Annotated in this window: 25 protein-coding genes and 1 tRNA gene; 14 read left to right on the forward strand and 12 right to left on the reverse strand. The window is 34.5% G+C overall.

Features of this window, described 5'->3' with window-relative positions; all coding sequences use genetic code 11:
- Nucleotides 1–60 precede the first annotated feature (60 nt).
- On the reverse strand, nucleotides 61–1,053 hold the full coding sequence (gene asnA / locus RHO11_04235) for an aspartate--ammonia ligase (protein WVD62344.1): 993 nt from the start codon (nucleotides 1,051–1,053) through the stop codon (nucleotides 61–63).
- Between the two features lie 89 nt (nucleotides 1,054–1,142).
- Nucleotides 1,143–2,033 (reverse strand): aromatic amino acid DMT transporter YddG, encoded by an 891-nt coding sequence (yddG, locus tag RHO11_04240; protein ID WVD62345.1) that lies wholly within the window; start codon nucleotides 2,031–2,033, stop codon nucleotides 1,143–1,145.
- A 160-nt stretch (nucleotides 2,034–2,193) separates the two neighbouring features.
- Here yddG and RHO11_04245 point away from each other — a divergent pair, with 160 nt between their 5' ends.
- Genes RHO11_04245 through RHO11_04255 form a run of 3 tightly spaced genes read left to right on the forward strand, consistent with a single transcriptional unit; the run spans nucleotide 2,194 to nucleotide 4,472 of the window.
- Entirely contained in the window at nucleotides 2,194–2,967 is a 774-nt protein-coding gene (locus tag RHO11_04245) for a basic amino acid ABC transporter substrate-binding protein (protein WVD62346.1), read from the forward strand.
- A gap of 34 nt (nucleotides 2,968–3,001) precedes the next feature.
- Complete coding sequence (locus RHO11_04250) at nucleotides 3,002–3,763, forward strand: amino acid ABC transporter permease (protein WVD62347.1); 762 nt, start codon at nucleotides 3,002–3,004, stop codon at nucleotides 3,761–3,763.
- Entirely contained in the window at nucleotides 3,750–4,472 is a 723-nt protein-coding gene (locus RHO11_04255) for an amino acid ABC transporter ATP-binding protein (GenBank protein ID WVD62348.1), read from the forward strand. The genes RHO11_04250 and RHO11_04255 overlap by 14 nt, the downstream gene beginning before the upstream one ends.
- Nucleotides 4,473–4,568: 96 nt before the next feature.
- Here RHO11_04255 and fabB read toward each other — a convergent pair whose 3' ends face one another.
- Nucleotides 4,569–5,777, reverse strand: coding sequence for a beta-ketoacyl-ACP synthase I (fabB, locus tag RHO11_04260; protein WVD62349.1), 1,209 nt, complete (start codon nucleotides 5,775–5,777; stop codon nucleotides 4,569–4,571).
- A 527-nt stretch (nucleotides 5,778–6,304) separates the two neighbouring features.
- On the opposite strand from fabB, the gene rsfS reads away from it, so the two are divergent.
- From rsfS to RHO11_04305, 9 genes are all read left to right on the forward strand, one after another.
- Nucleotides 6,305–6,625 carry a ribosome silencing factor gene (rsfS, locus tag RHO11_04265; GenBank protein WVD62847.1) on the forward strand — a complete coding sequence of 107 codons (321 nt, stop codon included), beginning with the start codon at nucleotides 6,305–6,307 and terminating at the stop codon, nucleotides 6,623–6,625.
- Nucleotides 6,626–6,628: 3 nt separating this feature from the next.
- Nucleotides 6,629–7,099, forward strand: a complete 471-nt coding sequence (gene rlmH, locus RHO11_04270) for a 23S rRNA (pseudouridine(1915)-N(3))-methyltransferase RlmH (GenBank protein ID WVD62350.1) — start codon at nucleotides 6,629–6,631, stop codon at nucleotides 7,097–7,099.
- Nucleotides 7,100–7,102: 3 nt separating this feature from the next.
- A complete protein-coding gene (gene ybeY / locus RHO11_04275) occupies nucleotides 7,103–7,555 on the forward strand; it encodes an rRNA maturation RNase YbeY (GenBank protein WVD62351.1) in 453 nt (150 codons plus the stop codon).
- A gap of 155 nt (nucleotides 7,556–7,710) precedes the next feature.
- The gene (gene corC, locus RHO11_04280; protein WVD62352.1) at nucleotides 7,711–8,577 is read left to right on the forward strand and encodes a CNNM family magnesium/cobalt transport protein CorC; all 867 of its coding nucleotides are present in this window, start codon (nucleotides 7,711–7,713) and stop codon (nucleotides 8,575–8,577) included.
- On the forward strand, nucleotides 8,570–10,129 hold the full coding sequence (gene lnt, locus RHO11_04285; protein ID WVD62353.1) for an apolipoprotein N-acyltransferase: 1,560 nt from the start codon (nucleotides 8,570–8,572) through the stop codon (nucleotides 10,127–10,129). Before corC ends, lnt begins: the two co-directional genes overlap by 8 nt.
- Before the next feature lie 188 nt (nucleotides 10,130–10,317).
- A complete protein-coding gene (locus RHO11_04290; GenBank protein ID WVD62354.1) occupies nucleotides 10,318–11,238 on the forward strand; it encodes a glutamate/aspartate ABC transporter substrate-binding protein in 921 nt (306 codons plus the stop codon).
- An 82-nt stretch (nucleotides 11,239–11,320) separates the two neighbouring features.
- Entirely contained in the window at nucleotides 11,321–12,055 is a 735-nt protein-coding gene (locus RHO11_04295; protein WVD62355.1) for an amino acid ABC transporter permease, read from the forward strand.
- A 3-nt stretch (nucleotides 12,056–12,058) separates the two neighbouring features.
- Complete coding sequence (locus tag RHO11_04300; GenBank protein ID WVD62356.1) at nucleotides 12,059–12,751, forward strand: ABC transporter permease subunit; 693 nt, start codon at nucleotides 12,059–12,061, stop codon at nucleotides 12,749–12,751.
- A 2-nt stretch (nucleotides 12,752–12,753) separates the two neighbouring features.
- Entirely contained in the window at nucleotides 12,754–13,479 is a 726-nt protein-coding gene (locus tag RHO11_04305) for an amino acid ABC transporter ATP-binding protein (GenBank protein WVD62357.1), read from the forward strand.
- Nucleotides 13,480–13,524: 45 nt separating this feature from the next.
- On the opposite strand, the gene recD is transcribed toward RHO11_04305, so the two are convergent.
- The 9 genes from recD to RHO11_04350 form a co-directional block, all read right to left on the reverse strand.
- Nucleotides 13,525–15,411 carry an exodeoxyribonuclease V subunit alpha gene (recD, locus tag RHO11_04310; GenBank protein WVD62358.1) on the reverse strand — a complete coding sequence of 629 codons (1,887 nt, stop codon included), beginning with the start codon at nucleotides 15,409–15,411 and terminating at the stop codon, nucleotides 13,525–13,527.
- A gap of 13 nt (nucleotides 15,412–15,424) precedes the next feature.
- Nucleotides 15,425–17,047 carry a mucoidy inhibitor MuiA family protein gene (locus tag RHO11_04315; GenBank protein ID WVD62359.1) on the reverse strand — a complete coding sequence of 541 codons (1,623 nt, stop codon included), beginning with the start codon at nucleotides 17,045–17,047 and terminating at the stop codon, nucleotides 15,425–15,427.
- A gap of 38 nt (nucleotides 17,048–17,085) precedes the next feature.
- Nucleotides 17,086–18,003 (reverse strand): N-acetylglucosamine kinase, encoded by a 918-nt coding sequence (gene nagK, locus RHO11_04320; protein ID WVD62360.1) that lies wholly within the window; start codon nucleotides 18,001–18,003, stop codon nucleotides 17,086–17,088.
- 172 nt (nucleotides 18,004–18,175) lie between these two features.
- Nucleotides 18,176–18,802 carry a protein-L-isoaspartate(D-aspartate) O-methyltransferase gene (locus RHO11_04325; GenBank protein ID WVD62361.1) on the reverse strand — a complete coding sequence of 209 codons (627 nt, stop codon included), beginning with the start codon at nucleotides 18,800–18,802 and terminating at the stop codon, nucleotides 18,176–18,178.
- A gap of 25 nt (nucleotides 18,803–18,827) precedes the next feature.
- Nucleotides 18,828–19,844 (reverse strand): tRNA pseudouridine(13) synthase TruD, encoded by a 1,017-nt coding sequence (truD, locus tag RHO11_04330; protein ID WVD62362.1) that lies wholly within the window; start codon nucleotides 19,842–19,844, stop codon nucleotides 18,828–18,830.
- A 9-nt stretch (nucleotides 19,845–19,853) separates the two neighbouring features.
- Nucleotides 19,854–20,339 (reverse strand): 2-C-methyl-D-erythritol 2,4-cyclodiphosphate synthase, encoded by a 486-nt coding sequence (gene ispF / locus RHO11_04335; GenBank protein WVD62848.1) that lies wholly within the window; start codon nucleotides 20,337–20,339, stop codon nucleotides 19,854–19,856.
- Between the two features lie 37 nt (nucleotides 20,340–20,376).
- Nucleotides 20,377–21,084: a 2-C-methyl-D-erythritol 4-phosphate cytidylyltransferase gene (gene ispD, locus RHO11_04340; protein WVD62363.1), complete on the reverse strand. Its 708-nt coding sequence runs from the start codon at nucleotides 21,082–21,084 to the stop codon at nucleotides 20,377–20,379.
- Entirely contained in the window at nucleotides 21,085–21,390 is a 306-nt protein-coding gene (gene ftsB / locus RHO11_04345; GenBank protein WVD62364.1) for a cell division protein FtsB, read from the reverse strand.
- Nucleotides 21,391–21,405: 15 nt separating this feature from the next.
- Complete coding sequence (locus tag RHO11_04350) at nucleotides 21,406–21,735, reverse strand: TusE/DsrC/DsvC family sulfur relay protein (GenBank protein ID WVD62365.1); 330 nt, start codon at nucleotides 21,733–21,735, stop codon at nucleotides 21,406–21,408.
- A gap of 189 nt (nucleotides 21,736–21,924) precedes the next feature.
- Here RHO11_04350 and RHO11_04355 point away from each other — a divergent pair.
- Nucleotides 21,925–22,012, forward strand: a tRNA-Ser gene (locus RHO11_04355).
- An 83-nt stretch (nucleotides 22,013–22,095) separates the two neighbouring features.
- Nucleotides 22,096–23,490 (forward strand): site-specific integrase, encoded by a 1,395-nt coding sequence (locus tag RHO11_04360; protein WVD62366.1) that lies wholly within the window; start codon nucleotides 22,096–22,098, stop codon nucleotides 23,488–23,490.
- The last annotated feature ends 109 nt before the right edge of the window (nucleotides 23,491–23,599 follow it).

The raw sequence follows: 23,599 nt of genomic DNA on the forward strand, positions 1-23,599 counted from the left end.
GACTATTTCAGTCACAAAAATGGGCGCCTAAAGCGCCCATTTTTATTAGTACGATAAAAACTATAATAAATTACTATACTGTTGTTTGGTATTCTTGTCCCAAACACTTGATTGCACTTGACCAATGTGTGATAACTGTAGCAATAACATCGCTAATCTTGACTGACCAATACCACCGCCGATTGTTTGCAATAAATCACCATTCATTAATGCTTTATGCCAATCAAATTTAAGTCTATCTTCATCATTCGTTAATTCTAATTGTTTACGAAGTGCTGTCGGATTAACACGAATCCCCATTGAAGATACTTCAAATGCACTTTTTAATACCGGGTTCCACACAATAATATCGCCATTTAAACCAAAATGACCTTCTTCATTAGGTGTACTCCAATCATCATAATCCGGAGCTCTGACATCATGTTTCTCTTTATTCGATAAAAGTCCACCAATACCAATAATGAATACAGCACCAAACTCTTTAGCAATCAAATTCTCGCGCTCTTTTGATGATAACGTTGGATAACGTTTTAGCAAACTTTCACTATCAATAAATGTAATTGATTGAGGTAGGAATGGTGTCAAACCATATTGTTTTGCAACCTCTGCTTCTGTTGCTTTTAACGCTTGATAGATATTTTCAACTGTTGATTTTAAAAATGATAATGTACGATCTTGTGGAGCGATAACCTTTTCCCAATCCCATTGATCAACATAGACTGAATGAATTGGCGACAACATATCTTCATCAGGTCTTAATGCTTTCATATTAGTATATAAACCTTCACCGATCGCGAAATGTTTTAAACTTAATGTCTTACGCTTCCATTTTGCTAATGAATGGACCACTTCAAAAGTTGCCTCTGGAATACACTTCACTTTAACTTGTACAGCTTTTTCGCTACCAGATAGATTATCTTGAACACCATCACCAAGTTGGCTTAAAATCGGTGCCTGGACTTCAATTAGCGATAAATTATCAGCAAGTTGCTGAGCAAAATACGATTTAACAAAAGAGATTCTTTGTTGTGTTTCTTTAAATGAGGGCTGCATAATGTTCCTTAAAATATCGTTTTTTCAATAGCAATAAATCTAATGTAATAAAATAAACCAGAAACTGTAATTATTCAAATGAATATCACTTATTTTGTCAAGGAACTCTTACGACTTCCCCAATAACATAATAAAGAGCCGCCTGTCACCATCAGCATACCTAACCAAAATGCAACAGAAAGAGCAACACCTAGCCATAGTGAAGACCAAAAAATGGATAACAACGGAGTAAAATAAGACATAATGGAGAGTAATAAAATATTACCTTTTTGAATACCATAATTCCAAAAGGAATAACCGAGAGCCATCGCTAACGATAAAAAGATCACTTCTAATCCAACAGAGAAATTAATAGTTAGCACAGTATTATCAAAGATAAAATATTTACACCATAAAAAGACACCTGTCATAAATAAAAAAACGGATGTGGCATCTTCACCTTTACCATATTTTCGTGTAATGCAACAAAAAAGTGCCCATAAAATAGCGGCAGAAAAGGCAAATAGGTAAGGAATAGGATTAAGCTGAATACGAAAAATAATAGAATGAATAAATGTAAGATTACCTTCAGTTAATGAGTAGATGATACCTAAAAAAGCTAATGCAATACCTAGCCAAATAAGTTTATTACTCTTTTGTAGTTTAAAGATAATTGCACCGATTACGGTAAAACATGGCCATGCATAATTAAGCATAGTCACTTCTAACGTTTGTTGACGATCTTGCGCATAACCAATCGACTGAGAAAGCAATATTTCATAAATAATAAAGATAGCGCCGCAACCGTATAAATATAATTTAGAAAATTGCCAAACTTTAGGTACCCCTTTAAAACAGATGATAAGTAAACCTCCTAAAGTATAAATAATTGCAGCACCAGCACTTGCACCTAAACTTTCTGTAATAGTGCGCATCAAGCCAATCGACGTGCTCCAAAATAAAATGGCCATTAAACCAAACCATGTTGCATTAATCTTCAATGATAAATCCTTGTGCTTTAATTAAGTATATTGATTAAATCTTTTAATCATAAACCATTCTAGATAAAATTGAAGTATGATAACTAAAAATACACTTGCATAAAATAAGAATAGTCATTATCCTCCTGTCAGAATTTTTATGCAAAAAAAAGGAATAAATATGTATTCAAAAATAATCATAAGGTTTTTTATTATTCTAAGCTTATTTGTAAGTTATACAGCAAGTGCTGAAAAACCTAATTATGTTGTCGGTTCAGGGGGAACATATCGCCCATTTGAATATGAAAATAGTAATAAAGAGTTAGAAGGTTTTGATATCGATATTATTAAAGCTATTGCTAAAGTTGAAGATTTTAATATCACCTTAATTAATACCCCTTGGGAAGGAATCTTTGCCACACTAGATAATGGTGAAAGAGATATTATTATTTCAGGCATCACAATTACAGATAAACGTAAAGGAACTGTTGATTTTTCTCTGCCTTATTTTCCAGCTGAACAAGTGATCGCAACACTACCTCACTATGATATATCTTCAATCGAAGATCTCAGTAATTATACTGTAGGTGTCGTGACAGGGAGCACCGCAGATACGGTCGTATCAAAAATATTAGGACGAAACAGTAGTTCAATCAAACGTTTTGATAATACTCCACTATTACTACAAGAACTTTATGAAGAAGGTATCAATGCTGCGGTCGGCGACGTTGGAGTAGTAAAATTCTATATGAAAATGAACCCTGAAAAACAGTTTAACTTAGTATACGATAATAACTTTGAACAACAATTTTTCGGTATTGCAATTGCAAAAGGGAATACCGCATTACAAGAAAAGTTAAATTCAGGTCTAAAGAAAATTGCTGAGAACGGAACTTATGCACAAATTTATCAAAAATGGTTTGATAATAGTGTTCCGTCACTACCTTTGGAATAATGCGTTAATATAATTGTAATAATTGGATCTACTTATGAATTTTCGTTGGGAAATTATTAAAGATTATTACCCTCTTTTTATTGAAGGGGGAATAATGACAATCAAATGTACCCTACTCTGTGTCATTCTGGGTACATGTTGGGGACTAATCCTTGGTGTGGGAAGAACATCACATGCAAAACATGGTATCTCAAAATATCTCTTGTTATTGCTTGTTCAGTGGCCAGTTCGTATCTATGTCAGTGCATTTCGTGGAACGCCGCTATTTGTCCAAATAATGGTAGTCCATTTTGTTCTAATGCCTTTTTTGATTAACCCAAGAGATGGTTTATTAGTTTCTGATAATTTAATTTCAGTTGAGACAGCAAGAGTACTACGTACTCAATACGGCGCCTTTATTTCATGTGTAATCGCCATTACACTTAATGCAGGAGCTTATATCTCTGAAATTTTTAGAGCAGGAATTCAGTCTATTGACAAAGGACAGACAGAAGCTGCTCGTTCCTTAGGAATGTCTTACTTTAGTACTATGCGAAAAGTCATTTTACCTCAAGCTTTTAGACGTATGCTACCGCCATTAGGTAATAATGCGATTGCTATTTTGAAAGACTCTTCACTAGGGGCTGCAATTGGCTTAGCTGATTTAGCCTATGCAGCAAGAACAGCTGGTGCCACTTATGGTTCTTATACTGAACCTTATTTGGTAATATCTGTAGTATATTGGTGTATGACATTCTTATTATCATTATTAGTTCAGTATATGGAAAAAAGGTTCGCAAAAAGTGATTCACATTAAAAATTTAGAAAAACACTTTGGCACAACTCGTGTATTACAAGGAATATCTTGCCATATTAAAGAGCAAGAAGTGATCTCGGTAATTGGTCCTTCGGGTTCAGGGAAAAGTACTTTTCTGCGTTGTATCAATGCATTAGAAGAACTTTCCTCCGGTGAAATCGTTATTAATAACTTTAAAATCCACGACCATAAAACAAGTTTAAATAAATTAAGAGAAACCGTTGGAATGGTATTTCAGCGCTTTAATCTGTTCCCGCATATGTCTGTGTTGGATAATTTAATTTTAGCGCCAATGGATGTAAAAAAAATCGCTAAAAAAGATGCTATTGAAAAGGCTAAAACATTACTTGAAAAAGTTGGCCTGCTCGATAAAATTAACGCCTTTCCAAGTCAACTATCTGGTGGTCAGCAGCAACGCGTTGCAATTGCAAGAGCATTAATGATGGATCCTAAAGTCATGTTATTTGACGAACCAACTTCAGCTCTTGATCCTGAATTAGTCGGCGAAGTATTAGCAGTAATGAAAAATTTAGCATTAGAAGGCATGACAATGATTGTTGTCACTCATGAAATGGGTTTTGCTAGAGAGATGTCTGATCGTATCATTTTTATTGACCAGGGTATTATTCAGGAACAAGGTTCACCTGAACAGATCTTTAGTAATCCACAAAATGAAAGAACACAGCTGTTTTTAAGTAAGGTCTTATAATTTATCTCAATACATAATAACTTTATTTTAATAGACAGTCATTGCAATATAAAAAAAGCGCTCAATATGAGCGCTTTTTTTGATGACAAACGTCAATTATGCATATTTTTTTAACACAATTGTTGCATTTGTACCACCAAATCCGAAACTATTTGACATTACTGTAGTCAATTCTCTTTCAGTTGGCTTAGTAATAATATTCATTCCCTTAGCTGCTTCGTCAAGCTCATCAATATTAATACTTGGAGTAATAAAGCTATTTTCCATCATTAATAATGAATAAATCACTTCTTGAGCACCGGTAGCACTTAATGAGTGTCCTGTCATTGATTTTGTAGATGAAATTGCTGGAACATTATCACCAAATACTTGTTTAATCGCCCACAGTTCTTTCACATCACCAATTGGTGTTGACGTACCATGAGTATTGATATAATCAATTGGAGTATCAAGGTCTTGAATAGCCAGTTGCATACAACGTAATGCACCTTCTCCTGAAGGAGAAACCATATCTTGTCCATCAGAAGTCGCTGCATAACCCACAATTTCACCATAAATATGAGCACCACGCGCTAATGCATGTTCGAGCTCTTCAACAACAACCATCCCAGCACCACCAGCAATAACAAATCCATCGCGATTTGCATCATAAGCACGTGAAGCTTTTTCTGGCGTGTCATTATACTTGGTTGATAATGCGCCCATAGCATCAAATTCACAAGACATTTCCCAGCCAAGCTCTTCACCACCACCAGCAAATACCACATCTTGTTTACCTAATTGGATAAGCTCAGCAGCATGACCAATACAGTGAACAGAAGTTGCACATGCTGAAGTCATTGAATAACTAACACCTTTAATCTGGAATGGAGTCGCAAGACATGCTGAAATAGCAGATGACATTGAACGCGTTACCGCGTAAGGACCTACACCTCGTAAACCTTTCGTTTTCATCCCTTCAACTGCGTCATATTGATTCTTTGTTGAACCACCATAACCAACAATAAGACCCGTTCTTGGATTTGAGACTTGTTCTGGTGCTAATTTTGAATCTTCAATCGCCTGTTGCATTGCCAGATAACCATAAATAGATGCATCATTCATAAAGCGAACAACTTTGCGATCAATAAGACCTGTAGTATCTAATTTAACATTTCCCCAAACGTGGCTACGCATACCACTATCTTTCATCTTTTGGGAAAACGTGATACCACTTTTACCAACTTTTAATGAATCTAAGACTTCTTTTTTGTCATTACCAATGCTTGATAAAATTCCTAACCCTGTTATTACAACTCGTTTCATTAACTTAGAGCTCCACTTAAAAATGATTTAATTTATGTCTGTAAAATTGAGTTAATTATAGCGTACACTTGTAAGCTGAACAACAACAATTATTATTTACTTTTCTCATTATTATAAAAAATACCTGATTGTAACAGCTTTTATCAGTGATAAAAAAAATAATAAAAATAGGAACAGTTGTTAGCTAATTACTTATATCGTTAATAAAATAGTGCATCGATTAGGAAGGATAAATCAATCACTTTAGCTATTATAATATTTTAAGAATGCGAGGTTATTATTCCTATTTAACTGGCTATAACTATGTTATACAAATAATTTGTTCTTATACTATTTACTACGCATTATGAATGATTTATGTCAGGTTCGAATATCGTCTTGTAAAAAATTTATGATTAAAAATAATCTTAGCAAAAATATTTCAGTTTTCATCCATTACAATATAGCTCTTTATCGTACTTGGCATTATGCGCAATAACAAAAATATGCTATAGTTAGCAGATATTTTTAGATAACAAAAGAGAATTATTTTGCAGCAATCACTTCAAGATTTTATCATCGACAAAATTGATGATTTAAAAGGTACAGACATTGTTACTATCAATGTTAAAGGTAAATCAAGTATTACTGATTATATGGTCATCTGTACGGGGACCTCAAGCCGTCATGTGAGCTCTATTGCATCTTATTTATTAGATGAAGCAAAAAAACAGGGTTATTTAGTCTTAGGTGCAGAAGGCCAAGCTGATTCAGATTGGGTTGTGGTTGATATGGATACGGTCATCGTTCATGTTATGCAAGAAGAAAGCCGCCAACTTTACGAACTTGAAAAGCTTTGGGTACAATAATCGATGAAAATCCAGCTTATTGCAGTAGGAACTAAAATGCCCCAATGGGTAACGACTGCATTTAATGATTATTCATCACGTTTTCCTAAAGATATGCCTTTTGAACTGGTAGAGATTCCAGCAGGGAAACGGGCAAAGAATGCTGATATTGTTCGAATACTTGATAAAGAAGGCGAGCAGATGCTGGCGAGTTGTGGAAAAGGTAATAGAATTGTTACCTTAGATATTCCAGGTAAACCGTTCACAACCGAAGAACTTGCTCAACAGTTAGAAAAATGGAAAGCCGATGGTCGTGATATTAGCTTATTAATTGGAGGCCCTGAAGGATTATCTCCTGCTTGTAAATTAGCCGCTCATCAAAGCTGGTCACTCTCGCCACTTACTCTCCCCCATCCTCTAGTCAGAGTTATTGTTGCTGAAAGCCTTTATCGGGCTTGGAGTATTACGACCAACCACCCTTACCATCGGGAATAATACATGAGTACAATTATTTTAGATTTACAAATTGCGACACAAAATCAGGATAACCTGCCAAGTGAAGAGCAAATTGATCAGTGGCTAAATATCATTCTACCACCGTTTATGAGTGAAGCGGAGCTGACTATTCGTATCGTTGATGAAGAAGAGAGCCAACATCTTAATAATACTTATCGCCATAAAGATAAACCGACTAATGTGCTCTCTTTCCCTTTTGAATCACCAATTGAGATTGAAACACCGCTATTAGGTGATTTAATCATTTGCAAACAAGTTGTCGAACGGGAAGCTAATGAACAGCAAAAATCATTATCGTCTCATTGGGCACATATGATCGTACACGGCTGTTTACATTTACTTGGCTATGATCATATTGAGGATGATGAAGCTGAAGAGATGGAAGGAATCGAAATCGAAATTATGGCTGAGCTTGGATTTGCTAACCCATATTAGTTTTACACTAGAATAGCATATTACAGCAATTTTATAACGAAAATATAACTGCATCATCGATGACTTTCATCTTGCAGTAATTGCCTGATATTGATATCATTTCAGGCAATATTGACACATTATATTAATCATAAATTGAGAGGAAAAATAGTAAAATGAATGATGATAATCACCGGAGATCGAAAAAAGGATTTACGTTATGGTTAAGTCAATTATTTAACACAGAACCACAGAATCGAGATGAACTAATCAAACTTATTCGTGATGCAAAAGAAAATAAACTTATCGACCCTGATACGTTAGATATGATTGAAGGCGTGATGGAGATAGCCAAGCAACGTGTTCGTGATATCATGATTCCCCGCACCCAGATTGTCCCGATAAAAGTTAATTATACTCTCGACGAGTGTTTAGATATTATTTTTGAATACGGTCACTCGCGTTATCCCGTAATTAGTGAAGATCGTGATCATATCGAAGGAATTTTGCTTGCTAAAGACTTACTCATATTTATGAAACAAGGCAGCGAATCTTTTGATATTAAAAAAATATTGCGTCCAGCTGTCGTAGTACCGGAAGCTAAACGTGTAGATCATATGTTGAAAGAGTTCAGAATGCAGCGTTACCATATGGCAATTGCTATTGATGAATTTGGTGGTGTTTCTGGGCTTGTTACTATTGAAGATGTGTTAGAACTTATTGTTGGTGATATTGAAGATGAATATGACGAAATAGAAGATCGTGATATTCGCAAATTGGCCCCATCATCATATACTGTTCGGGCATTAACCAGTATTGAAGAATTTAATGAAATTTTTAGCACTGATTTTAGTGATGAAGACGTAGATACGGTTGGTGGACTTGTTATGCAACAATTTGGTCGATTGCCTTTAAAGGGTGAAACAACAACGATTGATGGCTATCAATTTAAAGTCGTATTAGTTGATAAGCGTCGCATCATTCAGTTACATGTTACACTTCCCGAAGGTATTGCTGATCCTAATTTAGATGCAGATGAATAAATCATATTTAATTCAACTAGGTATAAGCTTAATTTTAGGAGCAATAGCTGTTTTTAGCTATGCTCCTTTTAGTATTTGGCCGATCGCATTTATCTCTTTTAGTGGATTATTACTTTTAGTTAATAAAAAAACGGTTAAACAAGCCGCTTTAATTGGGTTTATTTGGGGTATTGGTTACTTTTCGGCTGGTGTCCATTGGATTTACGTTAGTATCAAACAGTATGGGGATTTGCCCCTACCTTTAGCTATTATCATATTAGGTTTATTGATTAGTTATCTTTCTATCTATCCAATGATATTTACAATATTATTGCGTTTATTGAATAAATATTGCCCGCCATACTCATTTAAGCAATTAGCCCTACTTGCACCATTAATTTGGCAGCTTACTGAATTTATACGAGGCACTTTACTAAACGGTTTCGCGTGGCTACAGTTTGGCTATAGCCAATTAGATGCTCCACTTGGTGGCCTATTTCCTATATTAGGCATCAATGGTGTTAATCTTGTTTTTTCTTTCTGTTGCGGTCTATTATCTTATCTGATTTATCAATTAGCCATACATCTAAAATACCACCAAGTAATAATAAAATCGCATTTATATAGTGCTGCATGCACCATATTGGTGCTATTTTTTGCATCTTATTGGTTCGAAACTGTTAATTGGACACAAATCGATACTTCTAGGCAAGCTAATATTACCCTCGTACAAGGGAATATTCAACAATCGCTTCGCTGGAATAAAGAACAATTAAACCAAACGCTTGATATTTATAGTCAACTAACAGAACAATATATAAAACAAAGTGATATTATTATTTGGCCTGAAGCAGCAATTACAGATCTTGAGTTAAATCAACAAAGTTATTTGCGAGCCTTAGATCAAATAGCAATAGAAAATAATACGGCTATTGCTGTTGGTATTCTTGATTTAACAAAAAAACAGAATGATTACCAAATTTATAATGCGTTAATTGTGCTAGGTGATAGTAAACCTTATCAATATCCAACGACTAATCGTTATTTAAAACATCATTTGGTCCCTTTTGGTGAATATACACCGTTTGAATCACTACTCAAACCAATTGCAGAATTATTAAATATTCCAATGTCATCAATGTCTCCGGGCCCAACCTTGCAACAACCACTCGTGATGAAACAGTTTAAATTTGCTACAGTCATTTGCTATGAGGTTATTTTGTCTGACTTGATATGGCAAAATTTTACCGAAGATACTGATTTTTTACTTACAGTTTCAAATGATGCATGGTTTGGTAATAGCATCGGGCCTTGGCAACATTTGCAAATGGCTAGAGCAAGAGCACTCGAATTTGGTAGAACACTGCTACGTAGTACCAACAATGGAATCACTACCGTTATTTCACCACAAGGCTTGATTGAGAAGCAGATACCACAATTTGAAATAGGAGCACTGTCAACACAACTCAATCCAAACACAGGGCTAACACCTTATGCCAAGTGGGGAAATTATCCTTACTATGTTCTTCTTTTAATCTTAATCATCATCTTTTTCATACGGCGAAAAAATTAATTATTCTGGCATATTTTTTGCTTATATTACGAATAACAGTTGTTTATTAAACGTTAGATTAATGTTAGTAATAGCATAAATATGCAAAAATAATACATTTGTAAGCAAAAATCAGTTATAATAGCCCGCTGCTGATAAAATATTCAATATTTTTAAGGCAATACAATCAGAAGAAAGAGGAGATGAGTATGATTAATCAAAAAAAATCCACCAATAAACTAACCCGATTAATGTTGTCTTTTGCATTACTTGGCTTAGCTAGCTCGGCCGTAAACGCACAAGAGTTAACTGGCACATTAGCAAAAATAAAAGACTCCGGCGTTATCGTTGTTGGTCACCGTGAATCATCGATTCCTTTTTCTTACTATGACAACAACCAAAATATTGTGGGTTATTCACAAGACTACTCAAATTTAATTGTTGATGCAGTGAAAAAAGAGCTCAACATGCCTAATTTGCAAGTAAGATATTTACCTGTAACATCTAAAACGCGTATTCAATTGTTAAATAATTATACTTACGATTTTGAATGTGGTTCAACAACAAATAACCTTGAGCGACAAAAAGTTGTCGATTTTTCGGATACTATTTTTATTGTTGGTACACGCTTTTTAGTCAATAAAGACAGTAATATTAATAGCATTGAAGACCTTAAAGGTAAAAATGTTGTTACTACTGCAGGAACAACTTCTGAAATACGTTTAAACCGAATTAACAATAAGGATAATCTTAAACTCCGAATTGTTACCCCAAAAGATCATAGTGATGCATTTAAAGCACTTGAAACCGGCCGTGCAGCTGCATTTTTAATGGATGACGCACTACTTGCTGGTGAACGTTCAAGAGCGATTAATCCATCTGAATGGGTGATTGTTGGTGAACCGCTGTCTTATGAAGCCTACGGTTGTATGTTAAGAAAAGATGATCAACAATTTAAAGAATTGATTGATAAAACTATTGCTGATGCACAAACATCAGGTAAAGCATTAGAGTCATATAATCGTTGGTTCACTCAGCCTGTACCACCAAAAAATGCCAATATGGATCTAGAAATTTCACCGAAAATGGTTGAATTATTCGCTTCACCTAATGACAATGCGTTAGATTAGATTTCATCATATCAGTAAATCAAGGTACTGAATGGATTAACATTCAGTACAAACCTAATGAATAAAAGCACATTGTAAGATTATGAATTTTAATTGGACACTATTTTTTGAACCAACACCATATGGTGACGGTATTTACCTATACTGGCTCTTAGCTGGTCTTGCTGTAACAATTTCATTGGCAATATCTGCTTGGATCATTGCTTTTGTTTTTGGCTCAGTAGTCGGCATTATGCGTACATTAGATAGCAAATGGGTAAGAAATATTGCCGCTTGTTATATAGAGCTGTTCCGTAATATTCCATTACTTGTACAGATATTTCTATGGTATACCCTTGTACCACAAATGCTTAGTGGCTCGTTTAAAATTTGGTTTATGCAAGAACTTGACCCGGAAATACAGATTTTTATTCTGGCAGCAATTGCATTAGGCCTATTTACCTCTGCCCGTGTAGCAGAGCAGGTAAGAACAGGATTACAAACGTTACCACGCGGTCAAAAATACGCAGCCTTAGCTTTAGGCTTAACACAAACGCAAACTTATTTTTCAATTTTATTACCAAATGCCTATCGTAAAATTGTACCCACTTTAACTTCCGAAATGACTAATATCATTAAAAACTCATCAATTGCTTCAACTATTGGACTTCTTGATTTGACAGGACAAATAGATCGAATTAATGAGTCAACCAACAGTATTGTTGAAATTTTGTGTGGTGTTACTTTGGCTTTTGCCTTAGTCAATTATGCCATTATTCGTATAATGCGTATCGTTGAAAGAAGAACGCGTTTACCAAATATGATGAATGGAGGTTAACCCATGCAGTTATTTAGTTGGATTGCTGATATTCCATCAATGGTGATGAGTAGCTCTGGAGTATTATTAGACGGATTTGGCTTAACTTTAAAAATTACAGTTACCGCAATTATTGTCGGGATTGTTTGGGGTACTGCATTAGCGTTGATGCGTTTATCTAATTATAAAGTGTTGAGAATCTTTGCACAAAGTTATGTGAATTTATTCCGGTCAATTCCATTATTATTAGTGTTATTGTGGTTCTATTTTGTCTTTCCACAATTAATAAAATATTTATTTAATTTACCACCTTATGCTGATGTAAGGGTTGCCTGTGCAATGATTGCTTTTGCACTGTTTGAAGCTGCTTACTATTCAGAAATTATTCGAGCTGGTATTAATGCTGTAAGTAAAGGTCAATATAATGCAGCATTCGCTTTGGGAATGACAAAGAGTCAGGCAATGCGTTTGATTATTTTACCTCAAGCATTTAAAGCAATGGTTCCGTTATTATTGACACAAGGTATTATTTTATTCCAAGATACCTCATTAGTTTATGTGATGAGCTTGATCGATCTATTTGGAGCAAGCGTTACATTGATTGGTAAACAACAAGGTGGTACTGCAGAATATTCTATGATTATTTTTGCCGCTATATGCTACTTTATTATCAGTTTCAGTGCGTCACTTTTAGTTAGTTATTTGAAAAAGGATTAAAAATGATTTCCTTAAAAAATGTATCCAAATGGTATGGTAAATTCCAAGTATTAAAAAATTGTTCAACCGACGTTAAAAAAGGCGAAGTTGTTGTTGTGTGTGGCCCTTCGGGTTCTGGAAAATCAACATTAATTAAAACAGTTAATGGCTTAGAACCTGTGCAACAGGGACAAATTTTTATCGGAGAGACCGAGATTACTAAGTTATCAACAAATTTAGCGCAATTACGTTCTAAAGTGGGTATGGTGTTTCAGCACTTTGAATTATTTCCTCATTTAACCATATTGAAAAACTTAACGCTTGCACAAGTAAAAGTTCTTAATCGTTCAGAAGCAGAAGCTCAAGAAAAAGCGCATAGCCTATTAGAACGAGTCGGTCTAGCTGAGCATGCACACAAGCTGCCTAGCCAGCTTTCAGGTGGTCAACAACAACGCGTAGCAATCGCAAGAGCGTTATGTATGGACCCCGTTGTTATGTTATTTGATGAACCAACTTCAGCACTTGATCCTGAAATGGTTAATGAAGTATTAGATGTTATGGTTGAACTTGCTTATGAAGGTATGACCATGATGGTTGTAACTCATGAAATGGGCTTTGCTCGTAAAGTTGCTCACCGCGTCATCTTTATGGATGCAGGTGAAATTATTGAAGATACTTCAAAAGAGCAGTTCTTTAATAATCCACAAAGTGATCGTGCAAAAGATTTCTTAGCCAAAATCATTCACTAATAAAAAAGGGCCTTTTGGCCCTTTTTTATTAGTGAATATAGCATTTTATATCAGTAAGTCAGCTAAACCACTCTGACGATTAATTTGTGTATTGATCGTTTTTTCAATAATATTTTTTGATGAATAGATAGCAACATGCTCTTTTGATCTGGTTATTGCAGTATATAGCAGAGAACGACTTAATAAAGGCGTATATTCATTGGGAAGAATAATCGCAATACGTTGAAATTCAGAACCTTGTGATTTATGAATTGTCATTGCATAAGCTGTTTCATGTTCAGGTAGTCGAAAAGGTGAAACACCCTTAATTTGTCCATTCGGTAATAAAAAATAGACCTTCAATTTATTGCTATCATCGGCCGCAGGTAGTGTTATACCGATATCACCATTAAATAGACCTAAAGAAAAACTATTCTTTAATATCATTATTGGCCGACCTATATACCAAGCATCCTGTTTAGCAATTGTAATATGTCCGTATTGTTTTAATCTGTTCTCAATAACTTTATTTAGCCCTTTAACACCAAATGGACCATCTCTTAATGCACAAAGTAGCCTAAATTGTGCAAAAGCTTCTAAAACAGCCATAACATCGTATGGATTCATCATAATTATGTTTAGATATGCTTGATAAGCATCAGCACACTGTTCAACAGCATACCGATACTCCTCACCACTTTCCATCATATAAAAAGCAATATCATTAAATTCTTGATGTAGTAGTAATTGAAGAGCATTTTGGTTTTGTCCTTCTTTAACAAAAGAAGATAATAAGCCAATACCTGATTGATGAGAGAATCGATAACTCTTTTGTAATAAACAAATACTATCAGCCGTTGTTAATTGAGTATTTTTTGCTATTAAATGATATCCAGTTAATTGAGTGATAAGCTGAACATGTTGATGGCTATAGCCATGATTTAACTGTTCACAAAGATCACCAAAAACAGCACCAGCCTCTACGGAGGATAGTTGTTCTTTATCGCCAAGTAAAATTAATCGACTGGTTTCTGGTAATGCGGCAATCACACTAGACATCATCGGTAAATCAATCATGGAAGCTTCATCAATAAGTAAAATATCAACACTTAATGGATTATCTTGATTATAAAGATATTTATTACTCGATATTGTTGCCCCCAATAATCGATGTAAAGTAACAGCCTCAACTGGAATGCACTTTTTAATAGTCTGAGGAACATCCAGAGTAGCTAATGCTTTTGATAATGACTCGGTTAATCTTGCAGCAGCTTTACCGGTTGGAGCCGCAGCTATAATGCGTAGTGGTTGTAATGATTGTTCTTGATGAAGTGCGGTTAACATCACTAAAATTTTACTGATCGTCGTTGTCTTACCTGTACCAGGGCCACCAGAAACAATGGTTACTGGGTGAATAATAGCTGAAGCCGTTGCAACTTTTTGCCAATCAATTTCATTATCCGAATCATCAGGGAATAATTGGCTTAACCATGTTTTAGCCATACTATTTGGAACTTCGAGCTGTAAGCGGTGATTAAAATAGCCAGCAACGTGTTTTTCATATTGCCACATACGCTGAAAATAGAGACGATTAGTATGCAAAACAAATGGTGAAAGCACATCACCAGCGCCAACCATACTCTCACCTAATTCTCGACATAACATAAACCAATCTTCATTGGTCGGATAGTTTAGAGCATTAAATAAATAATTGGTCAACTCTCTACCAAAACGATACTCTAAATTAGTTTTTGTGATTTCAGATAAATTAATGCAAACATGTCCAGATCTAACCTCAATACTTAGCCAAGCAATTAACAATGCGAAACGAGCCTGAGCTACTGGTTCAACAAGATTTGATTGACGAGTAAGAAAACAAGCCAGATGAAAATCCAACGGCGCTATCGCACCATTGGATTTTAACTTATCTAATAATTCAATATAATTGACCATTTATCATTTAATCTTATAAACCAATAATATTATCAGCTTTATCTTTTGGATAACTTAGTTTAAAACTAAATGGTAGTTGTTTCATCTCTTTTGCCTGTAAGTTGATATGCCATGTTATTAATCCGGTATCTTTATTATATTCAGCACCTTGATACTTAGCATCTTCTAAACTAACTGCTTTATTTTGAATCACGGGTAACTGATCATAAATCGTAATATCAATTGGAGAGTTTTTGGTATTTTTCATATCAATCGTATAAGCAAATTTTTGACTAATATCATTACCAAAAAATGAAGGCTTAGATTTTTCATTAAGATCCTGATTACGGGTAATAATAATTTCTTTATCACGACCTAAAGAAATATTTAACTTATCCTTCACACCTTGAGTCGTAATATACCCTTCCCCGATATAATTACCAGCATAAAATACTGTTGATTTTCCTGGTAATAGTGACAAAGTATCCCAGTCACTAATTTGAGCTTGTAGGAAAGCACTACTGTCAAGTTTAGGGGTTGCAGTATAACGATAATCTGCTTTAACTTCTTTTTCTGTTAACGTCAAAATATTGTCATTACTATATCCCATAATAGTATATGGCAAAGTAATATTAAACTGTGTATTTAAACCATTATTGCTAGTAATTACGTAATCAGTAAAACTATTTTTTTGTTTTATTTCTCTATAGTCAGAATCAATATCTTTCAGATAAGCAGTCGGAGCCATCGCCTTAGGGACGGCAAAAGAGCCATAAGACTTACCGTTATTCAAATAAATATACCAAGGACTTGGTTCTGGCGCAGTAATCCCTTCACTTGGGTTAGCTGTTGATAACGTAAAATCAACTTTATCCCACACCAATCCACTATGCTGATACACATTAGCCTTATAAGTTAACTGAACTGGAGAATTAATATCTTTTACTCGAACATCATAAATAGGGGCCCAACCCGCATCTGGAGTTAAATAGGAAACGGTTACAGGTAATGTTTGTGGTTCAGATGCATACAGTTTAACTTTTATTGCTTTTACACCAGTTTGATTATATCCATCTTCAAGTGCAATTTGATTTTGGTGAGCTTCAATTTTAGTCTCAACTTCTGCCAACGATTTTTCAATATTATTTTGTTCTGTTAATGCTTTAGCTAAATTATCTTTAATAAAATTAATGGTTAATGATGCATCATTTAACGAATTTTTTGCCTGGTTAATACTATCAATACGATTATTTTTTAATAAAGCGATCTCCTCATTAACAACAACTAATTTAATATTCAAAGTTTGATACTGATTTTCAAGTTGTTCCAATTCGTCTTTTAATTGCTGCACTTGAGCTGATGGCTCTTGTTTAATCAGATAGTTATTTTCCAAAGTCGTAGATAAAATCATTGCATTGTTACCGATACTTACATTAATGGAATTAACATTAATATTATTCGCTAACTGAGTAAGTATAATTTCACTTTCACCTTGGGGAACAGCAACAGTCGATGATCCTTGCAACTCCGCACCTTTAAAAAATAGTGTTACTTTATCTAAATTAACTTTATTGATATTGTTGCTAGCTAATGCAGTTGAAACCATACAAGAAAGTATTGCTACTGATAAAAAAGAGACTACCATTCTGTTTTTCATATCAATTCCTTATTATTAAAATTATAGTTATACGCTTTTTATAATATTGTATTAAGACTTAATAATGCAGCCCCACGAGCACCGCCAGAATCACCATATTTAGCTTTGGCGATATGAGGAACCCGCATCTGTTTGAGTAAATATTTAGCCATTCTCTGCGGTACTTGTTGATAAATTTGCTCGAAATTAGACAAACCACCACCAATTACAATTAACTCGGCATCAACAATCATCATTAAATTACCAAAATAAGCGGCTAAAAGTTCAAGATAGCGTTCTACATGCTCATTCGCACGTTCATCACCAGCATTATAATTATTAATAATGACTTTTGCTGACAGCGATTCGTGATAGAAATGCTGATACAACCATTCAAAGCCTGTTCCTGATAGATAACGCTCACAACATCCTTTTTGACCACAACCACACTCAATCAATGGAATGTCATGACCTAAAATAGTAAACATATCAACAGGTAAACGAATGTGACCGATTTCGCCAGTACATCCATTGGCCCCAGAGATGACTTGCCGATTTATAACAATACCACCACCGAGCCCAGTTCCTAAAATTACACTAATAACATTATGATAATTGTGATATTCATCGTCTAATGCTTCCGAAAGCGCAAAACAGTTAGCATCATTATTAATAGCAATAGGACGACCAAGTTTAGTTTCAATATCATCAATGAATGGCTTATTTTTTACAACGTTAATATTAGTGGTATAGATCGTACGATTTTTATGATCAATCATTCCTGGCATACCAATACCAATCTGACCTAACGTATTAAATTTGTTATCGGCTTCTTCAACCAATGATACGACACTTGCTAAAAAAGCCTCGTAGCTATCTTGCGGGGTAGGTACACGTTTGCACCAAATTTGCTGAAAATGTTCATCAAAAACTGCAATTTCAATTTTTGTGCCGCCTATGTCAAAACCATACAACATCGGGTTCCTCTCCATTAATATACGTACATAATTGTACATTAGTATATAATAAAAGTGATCGTGATACACATGACAATAGGGTGTATTTTGTTGCAAAAAACTGTTTAAATTAATCTAACGGTGTAAATCTAAATGCTTAAAAAATAGTATTAGTTGGTAAAATACAGATAAATTATAATAATTCGCCTTTGACTAAAGGAACAAATTTTACAGGTTCAATAATACTTTGCCTAAATTTATCATTATCCCGTTCAATAACTTGTAGTGACTGTTGATGTTCTCCAACTGGCACAACTAAACGGCCTTTATCAGCGAGTTGATAAACTAATTCTTTAGGTATTTCGGTGGCAGCAGCAGTTACAATAATCCCGTCAAAAGGAGCTCTTTCTGGCCAACCAAACCAACCATCACCATGACGCGTTGACACATTATGTATGTCTAACTGTTTTAAGCGACGCTTGGCATTCCATTGCAAACTTTTAATTCGTTCAATTGAACATACATGTTCAACTAAATGAGCTAATATTGCAGTTTGATATCCAGAACCAGTACCAATTTCGAGAATTTTAGATGACGGTTTTAATTGTAATAACTCAGTCATTTTTGCCACAATATAAGGTTGTGATATTGTTTGCCCTACACCAATGGGTAATGAACGATTATCATACGCTTGGTGAGAGAGCGCTTCATCAATAAAACGCTCTCTTGGCACAGTAGATATCGCATTTAAAACACGACTATCTTTTATCCCTAAAGTGGCCAAGTTAGCAATTAATGATTTCATTTTAACATTTACCATCAATATGAATCCTTAGTATGCCAATTTATAATATTAATTCTCGCAATACTGCTGTTGCATAGCTTCCAGCTGGCAACCAAAAATTCACTTGTAATATTTGCTCATCTTGCCATATCCAAGTCATCTCTTTCGGTCTTAATACTACTGAACGTCGTGATGTTTCAAGTCGTTCTTGCCGAAATAGCGGTAAAAAATCGGCCCAATTTGTCTCAATATAAGCTTGTTCAAACTGCAATGCATCATCTTTTGTTCCTGGACCATTATCACCAAGCATTGGAGCTGTAATATTAATTTCTTTGTTGTTAATTCGTTGCTGTAGAATCATTAACTCTTCGTGTTGTGCAATAAACCAGCTACCACGTTCAGCTAACTGCAAAATATCACCATTAAGGACTATTTTATCAAAATTTTTAACAATGCGTTCACTTACGACACCATTAAAAATAGCACTACGCGCAGCTGAGAGATAAAAACTACGTTTTTTACGATCCTTAACGTTTATCTCCCCTTTTGCCCATAACATCGCTTGGTCGATATTATTATTCTCTTTACCAAATCGCTGTTCACCAAAATAATTAGGAACCCCATTTTCTAATACTTGAGTTAAGCGTCTTTCCAGTTCACTTTTATTATCAATATCACGCAGTATTAATGAGAAAAAATTACCTTTCAAGTTACCAATACGCAATTTTTTACTATGTCTCTCAACGTGTAATACCTTACAACCTTCCAACACAAATAATGAAAAATCAGGCGTTGTCTTACCTGGAATATGTAAACCAAACCACTGTACAGTTACTGCATTGCGATCTTTTAAACCTGCATAACTCACTAGTTTAGCAGGAATACCAGCAAACTTAGCCAACTGTTCCGCAACAAACAGCGTATTACAATTTTGTTTTTCGATACTGACGAAGACGTGTTCCCCCTCGCCATCCAAATCATAACCTAAATCTTCTTTAACACAAAAATCGCTCTCAAACTGTTTATATAAACCTTTAACTACTGGCTTACCATTTAAGTAATCTAATGTATCTAACATTATTTGGCCTTATTTTTTATCTGTTACTTTTTGTAGTAATACGACAGCTTCACAAGCAATGCCTTCTTTACGCCCAGTAAATCCTAATTTTTCAGTTGTTGTAGCTTTAACACTGACTAAATCAAAATGAGCTTGTAAATCTTCGGCAATATTAATTCGCATCTGAGGTATATGAGGTTGCATCTTTGGTTCTTGTGCGATAATAGTCACATCTAGATTGGATATGATATAACCTTTTGAACGAATCAAATCAAATGCTTTTTTTAATAAAATTCTGCTATCGATACCTTTATATTGGTTATCTGTATCTGGAAAATGTTTACCAATATCACCAAGCGCTAACGCACCTAATATTGCATCTGTCACCGCATGCAATACAACATCACCATCGGAATGGGCTAAAAACCCTTGTTCATAAGGAACTTTCACTCCACCTAAAGTTAAAGGACCTTCATTACCAAAGCGATGCACATCAAAACCATGCCCAATTCTCACCATATCAATTTTGTTCCATTATATTTAATAAACTAAATTATTTGTTTATATAACCTTGCTCTTGTAAATAAAGTGTGGCTAAGGGTAAGTCCTCTTTTCGAGTCACTTTAATATTATCCCGCCGACATTCAATTAATAATGGGTGGCCGTTACAGTATTCAATGGCAGATGCTTCATCAGTCAATTCGATATGATCTTGCTTTGCTCGTATCATGCAATCTTTCAATAATTTAGCATTAAACATTTGCGGCGTTGCTGCTGCCCATAACCATTGCCGATCATTAGTTTCTGCAATTGTTGGAATACCATTAAGATTATTGATTGCTTTTTTAATCGTATCAGTCACTTTTGTTGCTAAAATACCACCACAATTATTTTTAATCACTGTATGAATTAAATTTTCAATATCTTGGTGAGTGACACAAGGCCTTGCTGCATCATGAACTAAAGCCCAACTATGTTCACTAACTAATTCAAGACCGGCAAAAACAGACTCAGCACGAGTTTTACCGCCATATGTGACAGTAATTTGCGGATGATTAGCAATACTCAATGATGAAAAATAAGTATCATCGGGACTAATCACCACCACGACTTGACTAATTAGCGGCAAAGAGAGTAATTTTTGTAGAGTATGTTCTAAAATTGTTACATCACCGATTTTTATATACTGTTTAGGAAGCGATAACTGCATCCGTTGCCCACCACCAGCGGCCGGTACAATAGCGACTATCGAATTATTCATTTATTGCTCTTCCCCTGATATCGAGGAACGGGTAACAATACGATAAAAATGTTCGTCGGGTTCAATCATCCCTAAATGACTTCTAGCTCGTTCCTCAATAGCATCTGAACCATCATATAAATTGGATATTTCAGCAAACATCTGTTCATTACGCAGTTTTAATTTATTATTTTCAATTTTCATCAATTCAACTGTATTTACATTCTGTTGATAATCAAAAATATTATTTTTACCACACCAAAAGGCATACTGTAGATATCCTAAAATAATAACTAATAAAATAGGTAACTTCCATTTTGCTAGCATGAATACACCACTCATTTATATACATTTCACAGGCTTAGGTAAACCTGCCAGCTTAGTTGCCTGCTTAGCGGGTCCTTCTGGAAAGAGTCGATATAAATAACGACTATTCCCTTTTTCGGGACCAAATTTTTTTTCCATTGCTTTAACCAATGCTCTAATCGCAGGGGATGTTTTATATTCCAGATAAAAATCACGAACAAAATAGATCACTTCTAAATGAGCGTCAGTTAACTCAATAGATTCATTGTTAGCAATGCTATTAATTAATTCAGGAGACCAATCCTGCCAATTTTTAAGATATCCACTTTCATCTGTTTCAATGATTTGACCGTTTAGTGCAAGCATAATTAACTAACCATGATAAAATATTGACTATTATACAATAATAAAGAAAAGACAACATCTTTAGCGTTAAAATATATCCTACAACAGATGAACAATCCCTATTTTGGCGAAATTTAGAGCAAACGAAAAAAAATTTGATATTTAGTATTTACAAACCCATCCGACTACTTTAATATGCACAGCCATTGCGGAAGTGTGGCCGAGCGGTTGAAGGCACCGGTCTTGAAAACCGGCGAGGGGAAACCCTCCCAGAGTTCGAATCTCTGCGCTTCCGCCATCTTCAACAAATTCTTTGATTCCATTCAGAAATTTCATAACAACATACTTAACTGTCACCTAACTGTAAACCAAAGTATGCTTATGATGAATAACAAAAACTCTGTTTTATCTGCAATTAATAATCACTCTATCATTAAATATTATTTGTTTCTATATCTTCGAAATACAGTTTATTACATTCGAATTAAACAAGGTAATAAAAATACATCACTATCACTCAAAACAGTTAAGCGACATATCGCAGTTAGATTATTTACTGTCATCAAACATGAATTATCCTTCATTATTAAGGATAAACCTACATTAGACTATGAACAACTCGTTAGCTATTTTAAAGCAACAGTAAGTAACGAATTTAATCATCAAGATAATAACCAATCAAATAATTGCTTGTTGATACAAACAGCATTACCCAATCTGAAACAGTCAAAAGAAAATTATTTCCTTTCCATAACAACAAGTTGTAATAACTACATTCAAGAGAAAGGAAGTAACTGGAAATATGCGACACAGTTAAGTTCTCAAGCGAATAAAGCTCTACTCATTGAAATATTTGACTATCTAAAACTAGATGATGTAACCAAAATTACTCGTAAAGATATGTTAGAAGTTAGAGAAGTTATTAAGCGATTACCTGTAAACAGGAAACAAATATTCAAAGAGCAATCACTTAAAGAAGTCTTAGCTCAACACTATAATAAAACACTATCTACTAGAACTATTAATGGACATCTTATCTTTTTATCCTCAGTTTTTAATTGGGCTGAAAAGAATGACCTTATCAAAAAGAATTTAGCTACTGACTTATTGCTAAAAGATAGCCAAAAAGAAGCGGATAAACGTAATGCCTTTTGCATAAAACAGATAGAGCTAATACTATCATCATGTAAAGCTTACTACGCTAGAAATGGCTTAGCGTGGCAATATTTCATCCCTCTACTCTCCGCTATAACAGGGGCTAGACTAAATGAAATTTGTCAGTTACAAGTTAAAGATGTGATTAAAACAGATAACAATATTATTTACCTTGATATCAACGCTTATGGCATTGAAGGTAAGAGCTTAAAGAATCAATACAGTGCTCGTACTATCCCTTTAGTCAATCATGCTTTTGGCTTTGATTGTAATGAGTTTATGGACTATGTCTCTTCTCGTAAACATCAAGATAATTTACTGTTTGATGTCACTTGGACTGATAAAGGACGATATAGCGATAAAGTGAGTAAATGGTTTAATCGCACCTTATTAAAACAGACGTTAAACAGCGCTAATGGCTTATCCTTTCACTCTTTTAGGCATAGCCTAGCTACCCTATTAAAAAACAGTGGAATCCCACTATCAACAGCACAGCAAATATTAGGGCATAGCTCTAATAGCCTTGCTTATGATACTTATGGAAAAGCTATTCATATAGAGACCCTGCATCATTCACTTGAAAAAGCTTTAGTAAAATCGTTAAAAAGGATTGATCTTTAAAAACGATCAATACCCCCTCGATAGATCGATTTTAACGATTTGCAGCCTTTCATCTATTGGTATTTAATGTTAAATATTTTTAAAATTTAATATAAATAAGGAGTTACCA

It is taken from the genome of Orbaceae bacterium BiB (assembly GCA_036251205.1).
Taxonomy (GTDB): Bacteria; Pseudomonadota; Gammaproteobacteria; order Enterobacterales; family Orbaceae; genus Orbus; species Orbus mooreae.